Annotated in this window: 16 protein-coding genes; 3 read left to right on the top strand and 13 right to left on the bottom strand. The window is 42.4% G+C overall.

Annotation, left to right across the window (positions count from 1 at the left end; translation table 11 throughout):
- Positions 1-2 precede the first annotated feature (2 nt).
- The gene (gene argJ, locus F612_RS0100585) at positions 3-1,214 is read right to left on the bottom strand and encodes a bifunctional glutamate N-acetyltransferase/amino-acid acetyltransferase ArgJ (RefSeq protein WP_019555795.1); all 1,212 of its coding nucleotides are present in this window, start codon (positions 1,212-1,214) and stop codon (positions 3-5) included.
- 120 nt (positions 1,215-1,334) lie between these two features.
- Positions 1,335-4,088: a preprotein translocase subunit SecA gene (secA, locus tag F612_RS0100580; RefSeq protein ID WP_019555794.1), complete on the bottom strand. Its 2,754-nt coding sequence runs from the start codon at positions 4,086-4,088 to the stop codon at positions 1,335-1,337.
- Between the two features lie 142 nt (positions 4,089-4,230).
- On the opposite strand from secA, the gene F612_RS0100575 reads away from it, so the two are divergent.
- The gene (locus F612_RS0100575) at positions 4,231-4,662 is read left to right on the top strand and encodes a DciA family protein (protein ID WP_019555793.1); all 432 of its coding nucleotides are present in this window, start codon (positions 4,231-4,233) and stop codon (positions 4,660-4,662) included.
- Between the two features lie 40 nt (positions 4,663-4,702).
- Here F612_RS0100575 and lpxC read toward each other — a convergent pair whose 3' ends face one another.
- The 11 genes from lpxC to F612_RS0100520 all read right to left on the bottom strand — a co-directional run bounded on the left by lpxC (position 4,703) and on the right by F612_RS0100520 (position 17,566).
- Complete coding sequence (lpxC, locus tag F612_RS0100570) at positions 4,703-5,626, bottom strand: UDP-3-O-acyl-N-acetylglucosamine deacetylase (protein WP_026329538.1); 924 nt, start codon at positions 5,624-5,626, stop codon at positions 4,703-4,705.
- A gap of 184 nt (positions 5,627-5,810) precedes the next feature.
- Complete coding sequence (gene ftsA / locus F612_RS0100565) at positions 5,811-7,058, bottom strand: cell division protein FtsA (protein ID WP_019555791.1); 1,248 nt, start codon at positions 7,056-7,058, stop codon at positions 5,811-5,813.
- 98 nt (positions 7,059-7,156) lie between these two features.
- Entirely contained in the window at positions 7,157-7,846 is a 690-nt protein-coding gene (locus F612_RS0100560) for a cell division protein FtsQ/DivIB (protein ID WP_019555790.1), read from the bottom strand.
- A complete protein-coding gene (locus F612_RS0100555; protein ID WP_019555789.1) occupies positions 7,846-8,751 on the bottom strand; it encodes a D-alanine--D-alanine ligase in 906 nt (301 codons plus the stop codon). Before F612_RS0100555 ends, F612_RS0100560 begins: the two co-directional genes overlap by 1 nt.
- A gap of 95 nt (positions 8,752-8,846) precedes the next feature.
- Complete coding sequence (murC, locus tag F612_RS0100550) at positions 8,847-10,244, bottom strand: UDP-N-acetylmuramate--L-alanine ligase (protein WP_019555788.1); 1,398 nt, start codon at positions 10,242-10,244, stop codon at positions 8,847-8,849.
- Positions 10,245-10,574: 330 nt separating this feature from the next.
- Positions 10,575-11,852: an aminotransferase class V-fold PLP-dependent enzyme gene (locus tag F612_RS0100545; RefSeq protein ID WP_019555787.1), complete on the bottom strand. Its 1,278-nt coding sequence runs from the start codon at positions 11,850-11,852 to the stop codon at positions 10,575-10,577.
- Positions 11,852-13,195 carry a Fe-S cluster assembly protein SufD gene (gene sufD / locus F612_RS0100540; RefSeq protein ID WP_026329536.1) on the bottom strand — a complete coding sequence of 448 codons (1,344 nt, stop codon included), beginning with the start codon at positions 13,193-13,195 and terminating at the stop codon, positions 11,852-11,854. The genes F612_RS0100545 and sufD overlap by 1 nt, the downstream gene beginning before the upstream one ends.
- Before the next feature lie 106 nt (positions 13,196-13,301).
- Positions 13,302-14,063: a Fe-S cluster assembly ATPase SufC gene (sufC, locus tag F612_RS0100535; RefSeq protein ID WP_019555785.1), complete on the bottom strand. Its 762-nt coding sequence runs from the start codon at positions 14,061-14,063 to the stop codon at positions 13,302-13,304.
- An 81-nt stretch (positions 14,064-14,144) separates the two neighbouring features.
- Entirely contained in the window at positions 14,145-15,638 is a 1,494-nt protein-coding gene (gene sufB, locus F612_RS0100530) for a Fe-S cluster assembly protein SufB (RefSeq protein ID WP_019555784.1), read from the bottom strand.
- A 138-nt stretch (positions 15,639-15,776) separates the two neighbouring features.
- Entirely contained in the window at positions 15,777-16,535 is a 759-nt protein-coding gene (locus tag F612_RS0100525; RefSeq protein ID WP_019555783.1) for a hypothetical protein, read from the bottom strand.
- Positions 16,536-16,537: 2 nt separating this feature from the next.
- Entirely contained in the window at positions 16,538-17,566 is a 1,029-nt protein-coding gene (locus F612_RS0100520) for a zinc ABC transporter substrate-binding protein (protein WP_019555782.1), read from the bottom strand.
- A 127-nt stretch (positions 17,567-17,693) separates the two neighbouring features.
- Between F612_RS0100520 and F612_RS11860 the strand changes: the two genes are divergently transcribed.
- Complete coding sequence (locus F612_RS11860) at positions 17,694-18,629, top strand: ATP-binding cassette domain-containing protein (protein ID WP_245539505.1); 936 nt, start codon at positions 17,694-17,696, stop codon at positions 18,627-18,629.
- Positions 18,630-19,421, top strand: coding sequence for a metal ABC transporter permease (locus tag F612_RS0100510; protein ID WP_019555780.1), 792 nt, complete (start codon positions 18,630-18,632; stop codon positions 19,419-19,421).

Here is a 19,421-nt window from a genome sequence, read left to right as displayed (position 1 = left end):
ATTTAACTACGATATTCAGCATTAATTTTGACATAATCATAAGAAAAATCTGTTGTCCACACAGTCTCATTGACCGACCCCCTATTCAGCTGAATTAAAATCGTGATATCCGTTTCATTCATCACTGCTTGACCAGCTTCCTCAGTATAACTTAGGGCTTTGCCACCATTTTCTACAATACAAACATCCCCTAAATAGATTTTCAGGGTATTCACATCCAACTTATCAACCCCGGAACGGCCTACCGCCGCTAAAATACGTCCCCAGTTGGGATCAGATGCAAACAAGGCCGTCTTTACGAGTGGAGAAAGTGCAACGGCATGTGCAACCTTTAAACACTCTTCAGTGCTTTTCCCACCTTCAACGGCTACGGTTACAAACTTGGTTGCCCCTTCCCCATCACGAATAATCATCTGCGCCAATTCAATCATCACGTCATTAATGGCGTTAGAAAAATCGGCATAGGCATTAGAATTTACTTCATCAATGGTTGGCATATCGGCTTTTTGAGTCGCCGTCAAAGTACATGCATCATTGGTTGAAGTATCACCATCCACCGTAATTCGATTGAAGGAAAGATTAACCGAGTCCGTCAAGGCTTGTTGCAAACAGGCCTGGTTAATCTTAGCATCCGTAGCGACAAAACCAAGCATGGTCGCCATATTAGGGTGAATCATTCCAGAACCTTTTGAGATACCAGTAATCATAACACTGTGACCATCCACCTTAACTTCACGGCTAATGGCTTTAGGCACCAAGTCCGTTGTCATAATTCCCTTGCAAGCCTCTTCCCAACCTGTAATTGACAAATTCGCTAACGCTTGTGGAATTCCCTCGTGTAATTTTTCCATGGGTAAGTTCTGGCCAATCACTCCTGTAGAAAACGGCAAAACCTGTTCAGGTAGGCACCCTAACTCGGCGGCCACCCAGGCACAGCTCTGTCGTGCATCAGCCATACCTTGAGCACCCGTTCCAGCGTTAGCATTACCACTGTTAATCAGTAAAGCACGTGGTGAATGCGACTTTAAATGCTCTTTCGCTAAAGTGACGGGTGCGGCACAAAATGCATTCAAGGTAAAACTAGCAACCGTTAAAGCACCTTCTGTCAGTTCCATAATGACTAAATCAGGATTACCGTTCTTTTTAATTTTTGCTGCACAACTACCTAGATAGACGCCAGCGACAGGATGCATAATTGGACATAAATTGGTCATAATTTTTCCTTAAACTCGTGTAACCATTACACGATGGGTGCTCATTAAAATATTTACCCTAAACCAAAAACCCACCAAATGGTGGGTTTTTAAATGACTGCTTTGTGATTTAAGCTTAAGTTAGCTTAATTTACCACAACACTGTTTGTATTTTTTACCCGAGCCACAAGGACATGGATCATTACGACCCACCTTCGGAGTCTCTCGTTTAAAGGTACCTTCCGCTTCTTCCCCACCATTATCCATAATTTTTTCAGAAGTTTCTAGACTAGATTCATGCATTGCATCCGAAATACTGGCCGCCGCAGGATGAGAAGCATCTAAATGCTGAGGACGATTAGCGGCATTTTGTTCATCAAACTCTTCAACATCTTTCGCGCCTTCTATCTGCACCAAAGATAAGACCTTAACCGTTTCAAACATCACTTCTTGCAAGAAGTTCGTGAACATACCTCGTGATTCACGGCGATATTCTTGGAATGGATCTTTTTGTGCATAGCCTCGTAAATGAATGCCTTTACGTAGATAATCCATTTCAGAGAGATGCTCACGCCATTGTTTATCAATCGTGCGTAATAGCACTTCTTTTTCAAAATGATGACGTGTTTTCGGATCAACCACCGCCATTTTAGTTTTATAAATATCTTCCAATTCAGAGAGTAGCTTGGTGACCAAAGTCTCCTCATATAGGTCTTTATCCGCATCCAACCAGGACTGTATATCGAATTCTGCGCCTAACTCTTCATGAATCGCACGTTGAAGCCCTGGAATATCCCACTGTTCATCTAAAGAACCTTTGGGAACGTAATTAGCAACCAATTTTTCGACAATTTGCTCACGCAGATCATCTAACACATCGGTCACATCATCAGCTTCCATTAGTTCATTACGCTGTGCGTATACAACCTTTCGTTGTTCATTGGATATATCATCAAATTTCAACAGGTTGGCACGTTCATCCTGGTGTAAACGTTCGACTTGTTTTTGTGCACGTTGAATGGATTTACTGACCATGGTGTGTTCAATGGCTTCTTCTGAACTCATTCCTAAACGCTTCATCATCGATTTGACCTTATCGGATGCAAAGCGACGCATTAAATCATCATCCAATGAAAGATAAAAACGAGTGACACCCGCATCGCCTTGACGACCGGAACGACCACGTAACTGATTATCGATACGACGGGACTCATGACGTTCAGAACCAATGACCATTAAACCGCCATAACTGAGTACGGCATCATGCCTTGCTTGCCAAGCTTGAGTAACGTCAGCTTTCTGCTCATCCGTTAATTCACCTAACGCTTCCATTTCAATTTCTAGACTGCCACCTAAAACGATATCGGTACCACGACCAGCCATATTCGTTGCAATCGTCACGGCACCAGGTTGACCCGCATTGGCAACAATGTGGGCTTCGTTTTCATGATGTTTTGCATTTAAAACACTGTGTTTAATCTCTGAATCAGTCAACAATCTCGATAAAAGTTCAGACATTTCAATCGAAGCTGTCCCCACTAATATAGGCTGTTGTGTAGCAGTGATGGTACGAATATCATTTACAATTGCTGCAAATTTACCTTCCATATCCAAATAAACTAAATCGGCTAAATCTTTTCTCTGTGGCATTTTATTCGGAGGTATTACAACCACTTCAAGGTTATAAGTTGATAAAAACTCACCCGCTTCAGTATCGGCTGTACCGGTCATTCCGGCTAACTTGTGATACTGCCTAAAATAATTTTGAAAGGTAATAGATGCAAATGTTTGGCTTTCTTGTTGAATCGCAACATCTTCTTTAGCTTCAATCGCTTGATGCAGACCTTCACTCCATCGACGGCCTGACATTTTGCGGCCCGTGAATTCATCAATAATAACAACTTCATTGTCTTCAACAATATAATCACGGTCTTTTTCAAATAATAAGTTCGCTCTTAAGGCCGCATTAACATGAATCATTAGCCCAATATTAACAGCGTCATACAGACTTTCATCTGCATTCAAAATATCTTCTTCAACCAATAACTCTTCGACCTTAGCATGACCTTGATCAGTCAGGTGAATCTGTTTCGACTTAACATCAATGGTGAAATCACCGCTCGAATCCTTAGTTTCTTCATCCTCAACGCCCTGTTCAAGGTGTTGAATGAGCGGATTAATTTTTCGGTAAAGCTCCGCTTTATCTTCAGCAGGACCAGAGATAATCAATGGCGTACGAGCTTCATCAATCAGGATGGAATCGACCTCATCAATTACTGCAAAATTTTGCCCACGCATGACTTTTTCTGCTGAAAAAATGGCCATATTATCGCGTAAATAATCAAAACCGAATTCATTATTCGTCCCGTATGTCACGTCCATAGAGTATGCTAACTGCTTCTCTTGTTGGCTTTGTCCACTGAGAATGACACCTGTTGATAACCCCAAAAACTCAAAGAGTCTCCCCATCCATTCAGAGTCACGTTTCGCAAGATAGTCATTCACTGTAATAACATGCACACCTTCACCCGTTAAAGCATTTAAGTAAACGGGTAATGTGGCTACCAGAGTTTTTCCCTCACCGGTGCGCATTTCAGCGATTCGACCCTCATGCAACGCCATTCCACCCATCATCTGTACATCATAATGGCGCATACCAAAAACGCGCTTTCCAGCTTCACGTACAACTGCGAAAGCCTCAGGTAATATCTCATCCAGTGAACTACCCGCAACGATTGCCGCTTTAAATTCAGTGGTTTTTTGTTGTAAAGCTTCGTCGGTCAACTCAGCAAAACTTGCTTCATATTCATTGATTTTTTGAGCTATTTTGCGGTATTGCTTTAGCATACGCTCGTTGCGACTACCAAAGATTTTCTGAAAGATTGTTAAGGCCATTAAGAGTATTTCCGGTTAAAATTTTAAACTGTCGGTTGATGGATAATCAGGTGATTAATATTCAATTCTCATCGTCGCACTATCATCGCAATAATGCGGTAAAATATGCGAACATTCTAACACATCTCATAGTGACCGCATCATGAAACCTCTATTAAAACAAGCCAATGGTGCCCTAAATAATTTATTGCAAGATGCGCAGCTTTTCCAAGCGCTTCTTGATGCTGGGCAGGATGGCTTACCTCTCGACTTAAAACCCCATCTTATAGGGGTTAGTTTTGATCAACAGACCTTGATCCTACAATTAGACGAAAGCATTTGGGCCACACAACTACGATTTCATGAACCTAATTTATTAGGGACCTTCCAAACACATTTTCCACATCTGGAATTGAATCGCGTTAAGGTCAATATTTTGCCTCAACCGAAAGAAATCCGCAAAGTACGCCAAGTCACCAGTTACCCTTCCACCGAAGATGCTCAAGAAATGAAGAGCATGGGCAATACTATCCGGTCTGAAGGCTTAAGTAATGCTCTGAAAAACCTCAGCTTACGAGCACAAAAAAACCCCTAAGAGGGGCTTTTGTTTAATGCGATTCCACGAAGTGGAATCATTACAATAAAATTTTACTACTGCCATATTTCACGGGTTGTGCACCATCCGCTTTAAAGGTTACCAACTCAAATGCATCTGGCTGTAGCTGTAATGCTCTTAACAATTGATTATTCAATGCGTGGCCTGATTTATGTGCTGTGAACTCTCCTACAATAGGATGACCCAACATGTACAAGTCACCAACGGCATCTAGAATCTTGTGACGGACAAACTCATCTTTATCACGCAAGCCTTCCACATTCATCACCCCTTCATCATCCAGACCAATGGCATTTTTTAAACTTGCACCTAAACCTAGATTTTTAGCCCTAAGCATCTCCATATCTTTCATAAATCCAAAGGTACGTGCACGACTGACTTCTTTAAAATAAGAAGTCGAAGAAAACTCTAAGGTCATCTTTTCGGCTGTAGATTGAAATGCTGGGTGCTCAAATGCAATTGAGAAGTTTAAACGATAGCCTTCATAAGGTAAAAATTCAGCAAACCCGCCCTTGTCATTTTCGACTCGAACCGGTTTTAAAATCCGAACAAAAACTTTTGGCTCACCTTGGATTTTAAGACCCGCAGACTGCAAAAGGAAAATGAAATGAGAAGAACTTCCATCCATAATAGGCACTTCATCCGACGTAATATCAATATACATATTATCAATACCAACGCCAGCAATCGCAGACATCAAATGTTCAATGGTGGCAATTTTGACCTTCTCACCATTCTGTAAACTAATAATGGTGGTACATAACATGGTCTCACCAACAATTTCTGGCGAAACTTTAAATTCAACAGGGGGTTGGAGATCGATACGTCGGAACACAATCCCTGTATTGACTGGCGCTGGACGTAAAGTCATGACTGACTCATGGCCAGTATGCAGGCCAATACCCTTGGCTTTAATCGGATTTGCAACAGTTCTTTGATTCAATGGAAACTCGTCTTCTCTTATCACCCCAAAAAAGGGATTATCACTAAAATTCAGGTCGAGTATTTTATCACAGCTTTCAGATGGACTCTGTCCGAGTAACATAAATAGTGTTATTTAATACGCCAATCACGTATTAAGACGTACTTAAGTCGATAACCTGTTCTCACTCACGGATTCGAGGAACTTAAAAACTAGACTTAAACCAAGATTTCATTCTAGCGAAAATTTGACCGACATCGACAGCTTCACGCTTATCTGGAACGGTAAGAGCGGTGTCTCCAACATGCTCTTTAGCGTAGATCAATAAACCAACCGTCGTTGCAAAAGAAGGACTATTCACTTCTTCTGTTAATCCTTTTATACCATGAGGATATCCCAAACGTACAGGCATATGAAAGACCTCTTCAGCCAATTCAACTGCGCCTTCAACTAAAGAACTTCCACCGGTTAGGACAATACCAGCGGCTAAAATATCTTCAAAACCTGCACTGCGTAACTCAGCTTGAATCAACTGAAACAACTCTTCATATCTTGGCTCAATCACTTCAACCAATGTACGGCGGGACAAACAGCGTGCCGGACGATCACCTACACTAGGCACCTCAATCTCTTCATCTTTGCTAATCAACTGAGGCAAAGCACAGGCATATTTCTTTTTAATTTCTTCAGCCGCTTGTGTCGGAGTTCTTAACGCGACAGCAATGTCGTTTGTCACTTGATCGCCGGCCACAGAGATTACAGCGGTATGACTGATTGCGCCATTATGAAAAACCGCAATATCCGAAGTTCCACCACCAATATCCACCAGGCAGACACCCAGTTCTTTCTCATCTTCAGACAAAACGGCTTCACTGGATGCGAGTTGCTCTAAAATAATATCTGCAACCCCTAACCCGCAACGTTCTACACATTTTATAATATTTTGTGCGGCACTGACTGATCCAGTCACCATGTGAACTTTGGCTTCTAAACGCACCCCTGACATACCAATCGGTTCCCGGATACCGCCTTGGCTATCAATAATATATTCTTGTGACAAAATATGTAAAATACGCTCATCACCAGGAATAGCAATTGTTTGCGCGGCATCCATGACTCTTTCAATGTCTTCAGGTTGAACATCTTGATTACGAATGGCAACCATGCCGTTAGAGTTAAAGCTCTTAATATGACTCCCGGCAATACCGACATAGACGGACTCAACGGTATAACCCGACATTCTTTCAGCTTCATCAATCGCGTGTTGAATGGATTCAACAGTCGCATCAATATTGACGACAACACCTTTCTTTAATCCACGAGAAGGATGTGTACCCATCCCAACTACTTCAATTTCACCATCTGAGTTTATTTTTCCAATAATCGCAGCAATTTTTGAGGTTCCAATATCTAACCCGACTACGGTGTTTGAAGCTTGTTGTTTACGCGCCATACTCTGCTTTACCTTTTTCATATTTCTACGCTGCCCACCGGGACGACATATGGGACACATTATACATTTTTATCGAGTAGTTCCACTCTAGAGACATCCTAGAGTCCCCCTACAATAAAACCATTACTATAGCGTAAATCATACACCTGTGGTGACTTTCTCAACGCCATTGAGAGCTGAGGATATGCCCTTATAAATTGATCCAATTTAACATCATCGCCCTTCCTATCAAGAATGATTTTTGAACCATCCAGCAAACTAATCTTCCAAGTGCCATCTAACTGTAAGCTCAATATAGATATCGTAAATTTAATCGACTTCAACGCTGTTTGAAACAGTGAAAGCCTCACCAGTATTTTTGCAGAATCTGCCAACTGTCCTTCTAATACTACCAGGTTATTGAAACCTGCTAAATCCTTTGGATAAAATACAATGCCTGATTGATTAACCAAGCCTGTCTTTCCCCAACGAGCTACAGGTTTTTGCTCTTGGATGCTGACGTATAATTGCGCTGGCCAACTGCGTTTGACTAAAGCACTGCTGACCCAATCTAATCGTGTTAATTCGGACTGAATCGATTCAAGTTCCACTTCCCAAAAAGAACGCCCCAAATAACGTTGCATAACAGCGTCTATCTCAGCGGGTTTTACATGTTGAATTTCAGAGACTAATTCATACTGCTGTATGGGCCGAAATAGAGGTGAATCTTCTTGCATCAATACCCAAATGACAGCACCCAAAGCACCTATTATTGAGAGCAATACCGCACTTCGTAACAGTCGACGCATCAGTTTGATGTCTGTAAAATGTCAAGAACAAGCTCTTCAAACGAAAGGCCTGCCGCCCTGGCCGCCATAGGGACTAAACTGTGATCTGTCATACCGGGCACTGAATTTAACTCAATTAACCAAGGTTGATTACTTTCATCTAACATCAAATCAACACGCCCCCATCCCTTCGCGCCGAGAACATTAAATGCTTGTAACACTAAGGATTGTATTTTTTGCTGCGTCTCAGAGTCTAAATCACATGGACAGATATATTGTGTATCATTAGACTGATATTTCGCTTCAAAATCATAAAAATCGTGCGTTGTTCTTAATTCAATTAAAGGTAAAGGCTTGTTATTAAGTACGCCGACAGTATACTCACGCCCAGTAATCCACTGTTCAATCAATATTTCCGAATCATACTGTTGTGCAAAAACCACAGCATCCACTAGTTCTGTCTTACTGGCCACTTTCCGCATACCAATACTAGAGCCTTCATGCGAAGGCTTAACAATGACGGGAAATGGAATCGAAAAAGCATCAATATCTAAAGGTAATGAGCCAGAGACCCAAATAAATTTAGGCGTTGGTAAACCTGCACCTAACCACAGCCACTTAGTTCGCAGCTTATCCATCGCCACCGCTGAGGCGGCCATTCCACTCCCCGTGTAAGGAACCCCCAAGTCTTCAAGGATTGCTTGCACCACACCGTCTTCACCCCAACGGCCGTGCAGAGCGATGAACGCGCGGTCGTAATCTTTAGCCACTGATTGAATATCTTCGAGAGTTTTCACATCAAGTGCGGTTGCATCAACACCTTGTGATTGCAAAGCAATCGTGACAGCTTGACCACTCCTTAAAGACACTTCACGCTCTGCGGCTTTACCACCCATGAGTACCGCAACCTTACCCAAATTCACCACTCTAAATCCTTTTTTGTTTTCACATCATCACAACCAGATAATGCTTTAAGATCTTTTATCTTTCGTTCAACATTTTCTCACGGACCACTGACAAATTAAGCCAACAATTCGGCCGCTAAATGTAACTGCCATTGCTTAGCCACTTGCCCAACGTCACCTGCACCCATCACCAACACAACATCACCATCCAGCAAGATGTCTTTACTAATAACGTCAAGCTGTTCAAAATTATCGGAATAAATCCCCTGTGCACCACGCAAACGCATAGCTTGCAAAAGTGCTTTAGAATCGAACATCGGTAAGTGCGTTTCTCCAGCCGCATAGACTTCCGTGAGTACGACCAGATCAGGCATTAATAAGGCTTGGACAAATTCATCAAACAAATCTCGAGTGCGAGAATAACGATGTGGCTGAAAAATTAATACCAAACGCTGACCAGGAAAAGCGGCTTTCGCGGTTTCAATGGTGGCTGTCAGTTCCGTTGGGTGGTGACCATAATCATCCACCAAAGTCACCTTCTTCTGGCCAATAAATCTGTCTGGATAGACTTCAAAACGACGACCAACGCCACCAAATTCTAATAATGCTTCTTGAATAGCAGCGATGGACACATCTAATTTCAATGCCACCGAAATCGCTGCCAAAGCATTTAGAACATTGTGCCGACCGGGTGTATTGAGAACCACATCAAAACTTTTCTCTCGGCCAACCAGCACCTGAAAGTGCATATTCAAGCCCTTTGCCTGGACATTAATCGCACGAACATCCGCTTGTTCTGAAAAACCATAGGTTTGAACCTTACGACTTAATTTAGGCAACATGATCTGAATATTGGCATCATCAATACAGACTATCGCCAGACCATAAAATGGCAAACGATGAATAAATTCGACGAAGGTATTCTCTAAGTTCTGATAATCACCGTGATAAGTATCCATATGATCTTCATCAACATTTGTAATGACCGACATCATTGGCGAAAGGTGTAAAAATGAGGCATCTGATTCATCCGCCTCAGCCACTAAATAATGACTTGATCCTAGCCGTGCATTCGAACCTGTCTGATTGAGTTTGCCACCAATCACATACGTAGGATCAATACCCCCTTGCGTTAGGATTGCCGCCGTTAAACTGGTTGTTGTGGTTTTTCCGTGAGTCCCTGCGATGGCAATTCCAAAACGCATCCGCATCAACTCAGCCAACATTTCAGCACGAGGAATGACAGGTACACGCGCCTCTCTCGCCCAATTTACCTCTGAATTATCGGCTGAGATAGCCGTAGAAACGACCACAACATCGGTATTTTTAACATGATTCGCTTCATGCCCCAGTTGAATTAAAGCCCCTAAAGACTCTAATCTTGCAACAGTAGGATTGTGTTTTAAGTCAGAGCCACTGACGATATAGCCGAGGTTCAAACACACCTCGGCGATTCCCGCCATACCAACACCGCCAATCCCTACAAAATGTATTTGCCTTACCTGTTCTTTCACACTCAAACCTTTCCATAAACCTTCAGATCACACCGCTATAACAGCCATTCACCTGAATCTATTCTAATGCCCCATATAATACCTTGCTTTATTATATTGAACGTACATTTTATTACTCTAAATTCTGCAATTAATCTCTAGTCTACAACGATTAAACCATCAAAATAGAAGCCACTACAGCACCCTATCATGTGAACGTCTGCAAGCAAAACTTAAACACACCGTTTACCGTCTGTGTTTTAGACAAAAAAAAACCGACCAGGCCTGGTCGGTTTTATAAATCGTCAATAAAGAACGCCCTTACATAGCAAAAATAAGTTAAGATACGTATTAAATTAACATCTCTTTAGCTTCTTCAATCGAAGCCACTAAACGGTCGATATCATCTCTATTATTATAGACACCCAATGAGGCACGCACCGTCGCAGGGACATTATAGTATTGCATCACAGGCATGGCGCAATGGTGACTGGCTCTGACCGCAACCCCATCTTGATCCATTAAGGTTGCCATATCATGTGGATGAACACCTTCAATAATAAAAGAGAGCACACCGCCTTTATGCTGTGCTTCACCAATCATCCTTAAGCCTTTAATTTGTTTAAGCCTATCTGTTGCGTAAGCCAATAATTCAGCTTCATAAGCGGCGATATGGTTTAAACCAATCGACTGCAAAAATTTAACCGCAGCTGCCAGACCAATCGCACCCGCAATATGGGGCGTTCCAGCTTCAAACTTATAAGGCAAGACGTTATATTCGGTTTTATCAAAAGTCACTGAATAAATCATATCACCTCCGCCCTGATAAGGTGGCATGGCTTCTAATAAAGCCTCTTTGGCATATAGCACACCAATTCCAGTTGGACCATACATTTTATGTCCCGATAGAGCATAAAAATCACAATCTATATCTTGAACATCAACCGCCATATGCGGCGTAGCTTGCGCCCCATCTACCAAGACTTTAGCCCCAACAGAGTGGGCGATTTCAGTCATCTCTTTAACAGGATTGATTGAACCTAATGCATTCGACATATGGGTAATAGCTAACAATTTGGTTTTTTCTGAGACCATGTTTTTTAAATCGTTTAGACAGATCTCACCGGCTGGATTAATTTTCAACACTCGCAAATGAATGCCTAACTGGTCTCTCAGTAATTGCCAAGGTACGATGTTTGAATGATGTTCCATCTCCGTCACAATGATTTCATCACCTGCCTGCATATTACTACGCGCCCAACTATGGGCCACTAAATTAATCGCTTCGGTGGTGCCTCGAACAAAGACAATTTCTCGAGTCGATTCAGCATTAATAAACTGGCGAACCGTTTCTCGTGAACCTTCATACAACTCTGTTGCACGCTCACTTAAACCATAGACGCCACGATGCACGTTCGCATTCTGCTGACGATAGTAGGTATCAAGCGCTTCAATCACAGCTAAGGGTTTTTGAGATGTGGCACCACTGTCTAAATAAACCAAAGGTTGACCATTTTCAGTCTGTTGTAAAATCGGGAATTGTGCACGAATTTTTGCAAAATCAGGTCGTGTGACGGCCTCAAATTCACCCCTCGACTCTTGGGCAACGTTTAAACTGTCCTGGGACATTACAAAGAATCCTTAGCATTAAGTTGATCTGCAAGCGTTGCCATGATCCACTGCCGAATATTTCCATTCGTAATATCTTCGGCGGGTTCCATTAAAAAGGATTGCGTAATCATTTCGATGGCTTTTGCGCGAAGAATACCACGCGCTTGCAAATAGAAAATTTGATCTTGGTCAATCTGTCCTGTCGCCGAACCATGAGAACACTTGACGTCATCGGCATAAATTTCTAATTGAGGCTTACAATCCACTTTGGCTTTTGCAGACAACAAAAGGTTTTTATTATCCATCTGGCCATCGGTCTTTTGTGCCAATCGATCAACACGGATCATACCGTTGAATACACCCACTGCGGAATCATCTAGTACATATTTATGTAACTGCTGACTCTTACCCCAAACCTGGTTGTGCTGAGTATTGGTACGGGAATCCATGGTCTGCTGTCCACGCCCAAAACACGCACTGTTTTGGCGATTTTCGATATGTTCACCATTCATAAAAAGATGATTTTGGTGGCGGGAAATTAAGCTACCCAGACCGGTATAAAAGGTGTTAAACGTGCTTTGATCGTCTTGGAAAATAAACTGATTATTGAAATAGTAACTTGAGTGATTTTGTTCCTGGACGACTATCTGTTTCATTCGGGCTGACTTGGCAATATCCATTTCAGTCACCACATTTGCACAGCCTTTAAAGCTTTCGTCTGCTGATAGGCTGACGAATCTCTCTACTAAGGTCATTTCAGCGTTCTCTTCCAGCACAACATGGTTACGCACCGTCGCCATTTGATTATCTAATGACTGAATATACAAGACAAAAATAGGGGTTTCTAAAAGGGTATTCGCAGATATTTGCAAGTAATACCCATCAGCCATCAATAAACTGTTTAAAACACCAAAAGGCGTCTTATTGATGAGGTCTTCACGACCAAACAACTGGTCGGTCGCTCCTGGCACTTCAAACACATCACGAGTTGACTCAAAAGAGACTCCATTAGGCAAAACACTTAAATCATCCGATAGCTCTTCGCTAAACCAACCATCGACAAAGACAATCTTGGTCACCGCATAAGGGGGTAAAAAAGTATGCAGATCATCCAGTTTCAAGGAGTGCTTACCCAAGGATTCAAAACGATTCTGTACAAAACCTGTTAACTTAGTATATTGCCAATCTTCATCTCTTAAGGTAGGAAACGCTTGTTCAGCAAAAAGGACCTGGGCACGTTGACGTCCTGCAATGACTTTATCATTTGGAAAGGCCGCGTTCAGCAACAATGACTGTTCAATATAATGATCCACGGCCTGTTGAGCCATTGGAGAAACTTTTCTATTTATCTTTTTTGACATTTTTTATCCGCCGATGAAACTCGGTGTTTAGCGTATTCTTGTGCAAAAAGTACCACCCTAGTTCTGGGTGCGTTTAAAGGCTGTAAATGAACCGTTAATAACCTTTTTACTGAGCTTGTTCGTGTTTTTGGACAATTCCATCATACCCAAACTCTTCTAACTCATGGACTAATTCAAAACCGCCTGATTTAATAATCTGACCATTGTAAAGAACATGAACATGATCTGGCTTAATGTAATTTAAAAGACGCTGATAATGTGTCACTACAATAAAACCACGATCTGGAGAGCGCAAGGTATTGATTCCATTTGCGACTAAACCTAAAGCATCAATATCCAGACCTGAATCGGTCTCATCTAAAATGCATAGCTTTGGTGCTAATAGAGCCATTTGGAAAATATCATTACGTTTCTTTTCACCCCCAGAGAAACCGACATTGACTGAACGCTCTAAAAGATCGGCGCGCATGTCCAGCAACTCAATCTTATCCTTGGCATATTCATCAAAATCGAACATATCTAAGGGAGGTAACCCTTGCTCGGCACGCACGCCATTGAGTGCCGTTTGCATAAACAACTTGTTACTCACACCTGGAATTTCGACGGGATACTGAAAAGCCAAAAATAGGCCTTTACGTGCACGTTCATCAGGCGCTAATTCCAACAGGTCTTCACCATCAAAATCAACGGTTCCCGCAGTCACTTCATAATCATCACGTCCAGCCAAAACGCTGGCTAAGGTACTTTTACCGGCACCATTAGGCCCCATAATCGCGTGAACTTCACCCGCTTTAACTTCAAGGTTTAACCCTTTAAGAATCTGTTTTTCATCAATTTTAGCTTGAAGATTTTCAACTTTTAATAACATAATTTGTTTCTTTTTTTATAATTTCTGATTAATGGTGTCTATCATGTTTGGGATCAAACCCAATGTCGTGCTCGAAGTCAGTTAACCAACCGAGCCTTCTAAACTAAGAGACAATAACTCTTCTGCTTCTTGAGCAAACTCTAACGGTAACTCGCTTAAAACGTCTTTACAGAAGCCGTTAACGATCATCGAAATTGCATCTTGTTCACTGATTCCGCGCTGCTTACAGTAAAACAATTGATCATCACCGATACGCGAAGTGGTCGCTTCGTGTTCGACTTGCGCGGTAGCATTCTCCACCTCAATATAAGGGAAGGTGTGTGCGCCACACTGATTGCCAATCAACATAGAGTCACATTGGGTGAAGTTACGAGCACCATCGGCACTTGGCAATATTTTCACCAAACCGCGATAGGTATTTTCACTCCGGCCAGCAGACAATCCTTTAGCGATAATGGTACTGCTGGTGTTTTTACCAATATGGATCATCTTGGTACCCGTATCAGCTTGTTGACGACGGTTGGTTAAAGCGACTGAGTAAAACTCACCAATCGAATTGTCACCCTTTAAAATACAACTTGGATATTTCCAAGTAATCGCAGAGCCCGTTTCAGCCTGGGTCCAGGATAGTTTAGAATTTTTGCCTTCACAGATTCCGCGTTTGGTCACAAAGTTTAAGATCCCCCCCTGACAATCATCATCTCCTGGATACCAGTTCTGTACAGTTGAGTATTTGACCTCGGCATCTTCCAGCACAACGACTTCGACCACTGCTGCGTGTAACTGATAGGTATCACGTGCAGGGGCAGAACAGCCTTCTAAATAACTAACATAACTGCCTTTATCTGCGACCACAATCGTTCTTTCAAACTGGCCAGTTTTAGCTTCGTTAATACGGAAATAGGTCGACAAATCAAGCGGACAACGAACGTTTTCAGGAATGTATACAAAGGTACCATCTGAGGCCACGGCCGAGTTTAAAGCCGCAAAAAAGTTATCATGATAGGGCACCACTGTACCCATATACTTTTGCACTAACTCTGGATAGTCATGTACCGCTTCTGAAAATGAGCAGAAAATAATACCCAGCTCCAATAAGTCTTCACGTTTAGTGGTTGAAACCGAAATAGAGTCAAAAATAGCGTCCACCGCTACATTGGAGTCATCCCCTGTCAAAGGCACACCTAACTCAGCAAATGCCTTGGCAACCTCCGGATCGATTTCATTTTCAGCACTATCTGCACTGCCATCACACGCACTGCATTCTGGTGCAGAATAGTAGCTATACTCCTGATAATCTAACGGAACATATAGCAGCTTTGCCCAATGCGGCTCTTCCATAGTCAACCAATGGTTAAAGGCTTTCAAACGAAAGTTCAGCATCCATTCAGGCTCATTCTTTTTAGCAGAAATCGCACGCACGGTTGCTTCATCAAGTCCTTTAGCAAAAGTCTCTACCGTGGTCGTGGTGAAAAAACCTTCTTTATAATTCTTGTTTTTACTCAGCAAACTATCAATCTCTTGATATTGCGTTCCTGCCGAGTTCAATTCTGTTATTTGCGCTGAATCTGCCATGCACTTAATCGCCTAAAGTTTAATATCACAGTATTTTAGTAGGTTATTACTCAAATGTCCATCCGAGGAGATGAAAAACTGAGATTTAGCAAAACTTTATCGACCCTATTTTAGAGTCCGTTTTTAAAATGAATCGTTTTATACCAAGCTGGCTTTAACAATCTCTTTTAACCAAATTTGATCAAGATCCTCACCTTGAATTTGCAGTCGCCCCAGCGCCTCTTCAGTAAGTTCTTTTTCGTCTGCAGCAAACAGGTCCCACCGAGTAGCAGAACCTTCGACGGTGACGGCATTTTCATACTCTAACGTCTGAACAATTCCTTTAACCCGAGCGATTTTCATCCCCAAATTTTGTTTAGAACTGTCCAAGCCAAATAATAGATGTTCCCAACAAATCCTACCCACATTGAACTCAAATTCTGATAGAGGCTTGAGAGATTTTGTACACGTTTTCGTCGTCAATGTTCGTAAGTCATTCTTCACAGGAAATCCTTGCCAGTCTCTGGGAAAGCTTTGATTTAACCACCTGACAATAGGAAGATGCCCTGCATGTAAAGCAACCCACTTGTTCCACCAGACTTGGTCATCTAATGCCGCGCTCTCTAAAAAACTGAAGATAATTCCATCAGCGCATAATAGAAGTTGCTGTAAACGCGCTTCCAACCAATCGTCACGCCCGCTGACCAAAGGAGTACGGACATCAACCACACAAAGGATTTGATACGGCAAAGTCACTTGATTTAAATCTGACAGATCCTGGCTTTCAAAACAACCAGGCCTGGGCATTTCATGTTGCAACGATTGCATCACTCGAGATTTGCCACTGCCAGGCAATCCTGTAATCACTAGACGAACAGAACTGTCTTTTGGCGAAACGTCTGAACTAACGCCTTGCATATTCAGAGAACCTTACCTTTCGTTAAGCAGCTGTAAAACTGATTCGATAGGGCCGTTAAAAATGCGTCATATTGCATAAAAGGTTTGTTTAACACGTAACTGGTACCCATTGGGTCGAGGCTGCCTAACTTGACATCAAGACCTGAAACGACTGATGTTATGCGCTTTTCTGGAAATTGTGGTTCTTTAAATAAACACGTCACATGACCATCTTTAATGCGTTCTCGTAATTCATGGACACGCTTTAGGCTCGGCGCTAACTCTGGATTCAACCGAATCGACCCCACTCCGTTCAAACCATAGTGATGTTCAAAGTACTGAAATGCATCATGCAAAACTAAAAATGGCTCGCCCTGCACCTTCGCTAAACGCGTCATAATTTGCAGGTTTGTTTTATCAAGTCGTGTCAACCAATCCGCGGCTCTTTTCTGAATGGCTTCTTTCTGTCCTGGCAACTTAGCTTGTAACTGCTGACTAACCACTATCACCATTTGCTTAGCATTGTATAAGGACATCCAAAGATGCCCATCTAAATGGCTGTTTTCAACTGGATTTCCCTGAGAATGGTTGACAGAATCATTATCGGCCTCGTGTGCATCTGAGCCAAGTTTGCGGTGGGTAAGCTCATCACTATGGAGGTGCTTATCTTCCCACAGCCCCCCCTGTCTTAGAGCTAATCGCTCCACATTCGGTAAACGTGCCATCGCTATGGGGGTTTTGTTAACCAACTGCAAAGGTTTTACAATCCAAGCATCAACAGGTGTGCCGACAGAAATGACCAAATCACTGTCTTGTAACAACCGTACATGTGAAGGCCTCAATTGAAAACCATGAGGGGAGACCCCCGGCTTCAATAAAACATGCAGTTCATCTGCCGGCCCTAATAAAGGCGCGATTATGCCCGCCAAAGGTGGGATTGAGACCGTCACCGTTAAGGCTGAAGCATTCCCTGCCAAACCCAGCAGAAAAACGCTCATTAAAGACAAAACACGTTTTCTAAGCAAAGTGTTTGGTGCTATTCGATCATTCATTTTCAAAACTCTTATTCCTTAGCATCGGATTGCAGATAAAATAACACAGATAAACTATCCTTTTTGAAAACGGCTAAAGCCGATTTAAAAAGAACACCGTCAATTAATTGTGGAGAACTCCAGCATCGTGCAGATAACAACGCCTCTAATTGAGGCCCATAATATCAATCAAAAATTTGGCGATGCAACCGTTCTCAAAGAGATCTCTTTAACCCTTCATCCCAAAGAGATTGTGACGCTCATCGGCCCGAACGGAGCTGGAAAATCCACTCTATTGAAAATCCTACTCGGACTGATCGAACCTACTGCGGGCCAGGTCATTCGTAAACCGGGTTTGCGCATTGGGTTTATGCCGCAAAAAATTCAAATTGATGCCACCTTACCAATGTCCGTTGAACGCTTCTTAAAACTAGGCCTTCGACAACACCCAGTGAGATCCGAAATGGAGCCATGGCCTCCAACGCCGTTTCTTACTTCTTTAAAAAACAGACTATTAACCCCGTTGAAAATGTTTTTTTCAACGGCCAAATATGATACCACAACTGTTTATAAAATCGCTGAAGAACTCAATATCCAAACACTACTACAGCAACCGATTCAGAAGGTTTCGGGTGGTGAAATGCAACGCATTTTGCTGGCACGTGCTTTAATTGGAGAGCCTGAACTATTGGTTCTCGACGAACCTGTTCAAGGGGTTGATTTACAAGGTCAAACCGAACTCTATCAATATATAAACCGCATTCGTCATGAGCGTGGTTATGGGATTTTAATGGTCAGCCATGATCTGCATATCGTTATGAAAAACACCGATTATGTGCTCTGTCTAAATCAACACATGTGCTGTTCAGGTTTGCCGCAAAATGTCAGTGAATCACCTGAGTTTCAAGCTTTGTTTGGCACACATACTGAGAGCATTGCTTTTTATGAACACCATCATGACAAAACCTGTGAGCATACTCATGGACAACCCCATATTGAACGCACACAAGACCCCCAAAAACCACCAGGCCTGGTCGAATCCAGCAACCTAAAGACTCCCAGAAAATCAGGTAAGGAAAAATAGATGGAATGGTTTCCGAGCTTTATGACTTTTGCCATAATAGGGGGTCTTGGACTAGCCATTATCTCAGCACCTTTAGGTGTTTTTGTAGTTTGGCAACGTCAATCCTACTTTGGCGCAACCCTTGCCCACTCAGCCTTGTTGGGTGTCAGCATTGGTCTGTTTTTAGAAACAGACCTCACCCTAACCGTTATTGCGGTCTCCCTATTTGTCGCCTGGGGTATTTTTCGCTTAGGCCAATACAGGGAACTCTCTTCGGATACGCTTCTTGGCATCCTTGCACACAGCAGTTTGGCATTTGGCCTGATTTTAATCAGCCTACAAGACAATGTACAAATCGATTTAATGGGCTATCTATTTGGTGATATTCTAAGCATTAATGAAACAGACTTATTCTTAATAACAGGCATCGGTTTGTTAATCCTTATTTTCTACCGCATTCACTGGGAGGATCTGCTTAACTTGACCTTAAATCATGAACTCGCACAAGTAGAAGGTATTAACGTCAAAAGAATCCAACTACAATATGTTTTACTGTTGGCATTGATGATTGCCCTCTCCATGAAAATTGTTGGTGTTTTATTAGTGACCTCTCTACTTATTATCCCCGCAGCTGCGGCTCGTAGACTTTCGAGCACACCTGAAAAAATGCTTTTTATGAGCATACTACTGGGCATTGTCTCAGTTTTATTGGGTTTACTGGCATCCTATCTAGCAGATCTGCCAACAGGCCCTGCCATTGTAATGGTTGCCACCTTTCTCTTCTTAGCGCTGCTCATGAAAAAAGCGCCCTGA

The organism is Thiomicrorhabdus arctica DSM 13458 (assembly GCF_000381085.1).
GTDB classification, from domain to species: domain Bacteria; phylum Pseudomonadota; class Gammaproteobacteria; order Thiomicrospirales; family Thiomicrospiraceae; genus Thiomicrorhabdus; species Thiomicrorhabdus arctica.
Note: the sequence above shows the minus strand (reverse complement) of the source record. Positions and strands in the feature narration are given on the sequence as shown.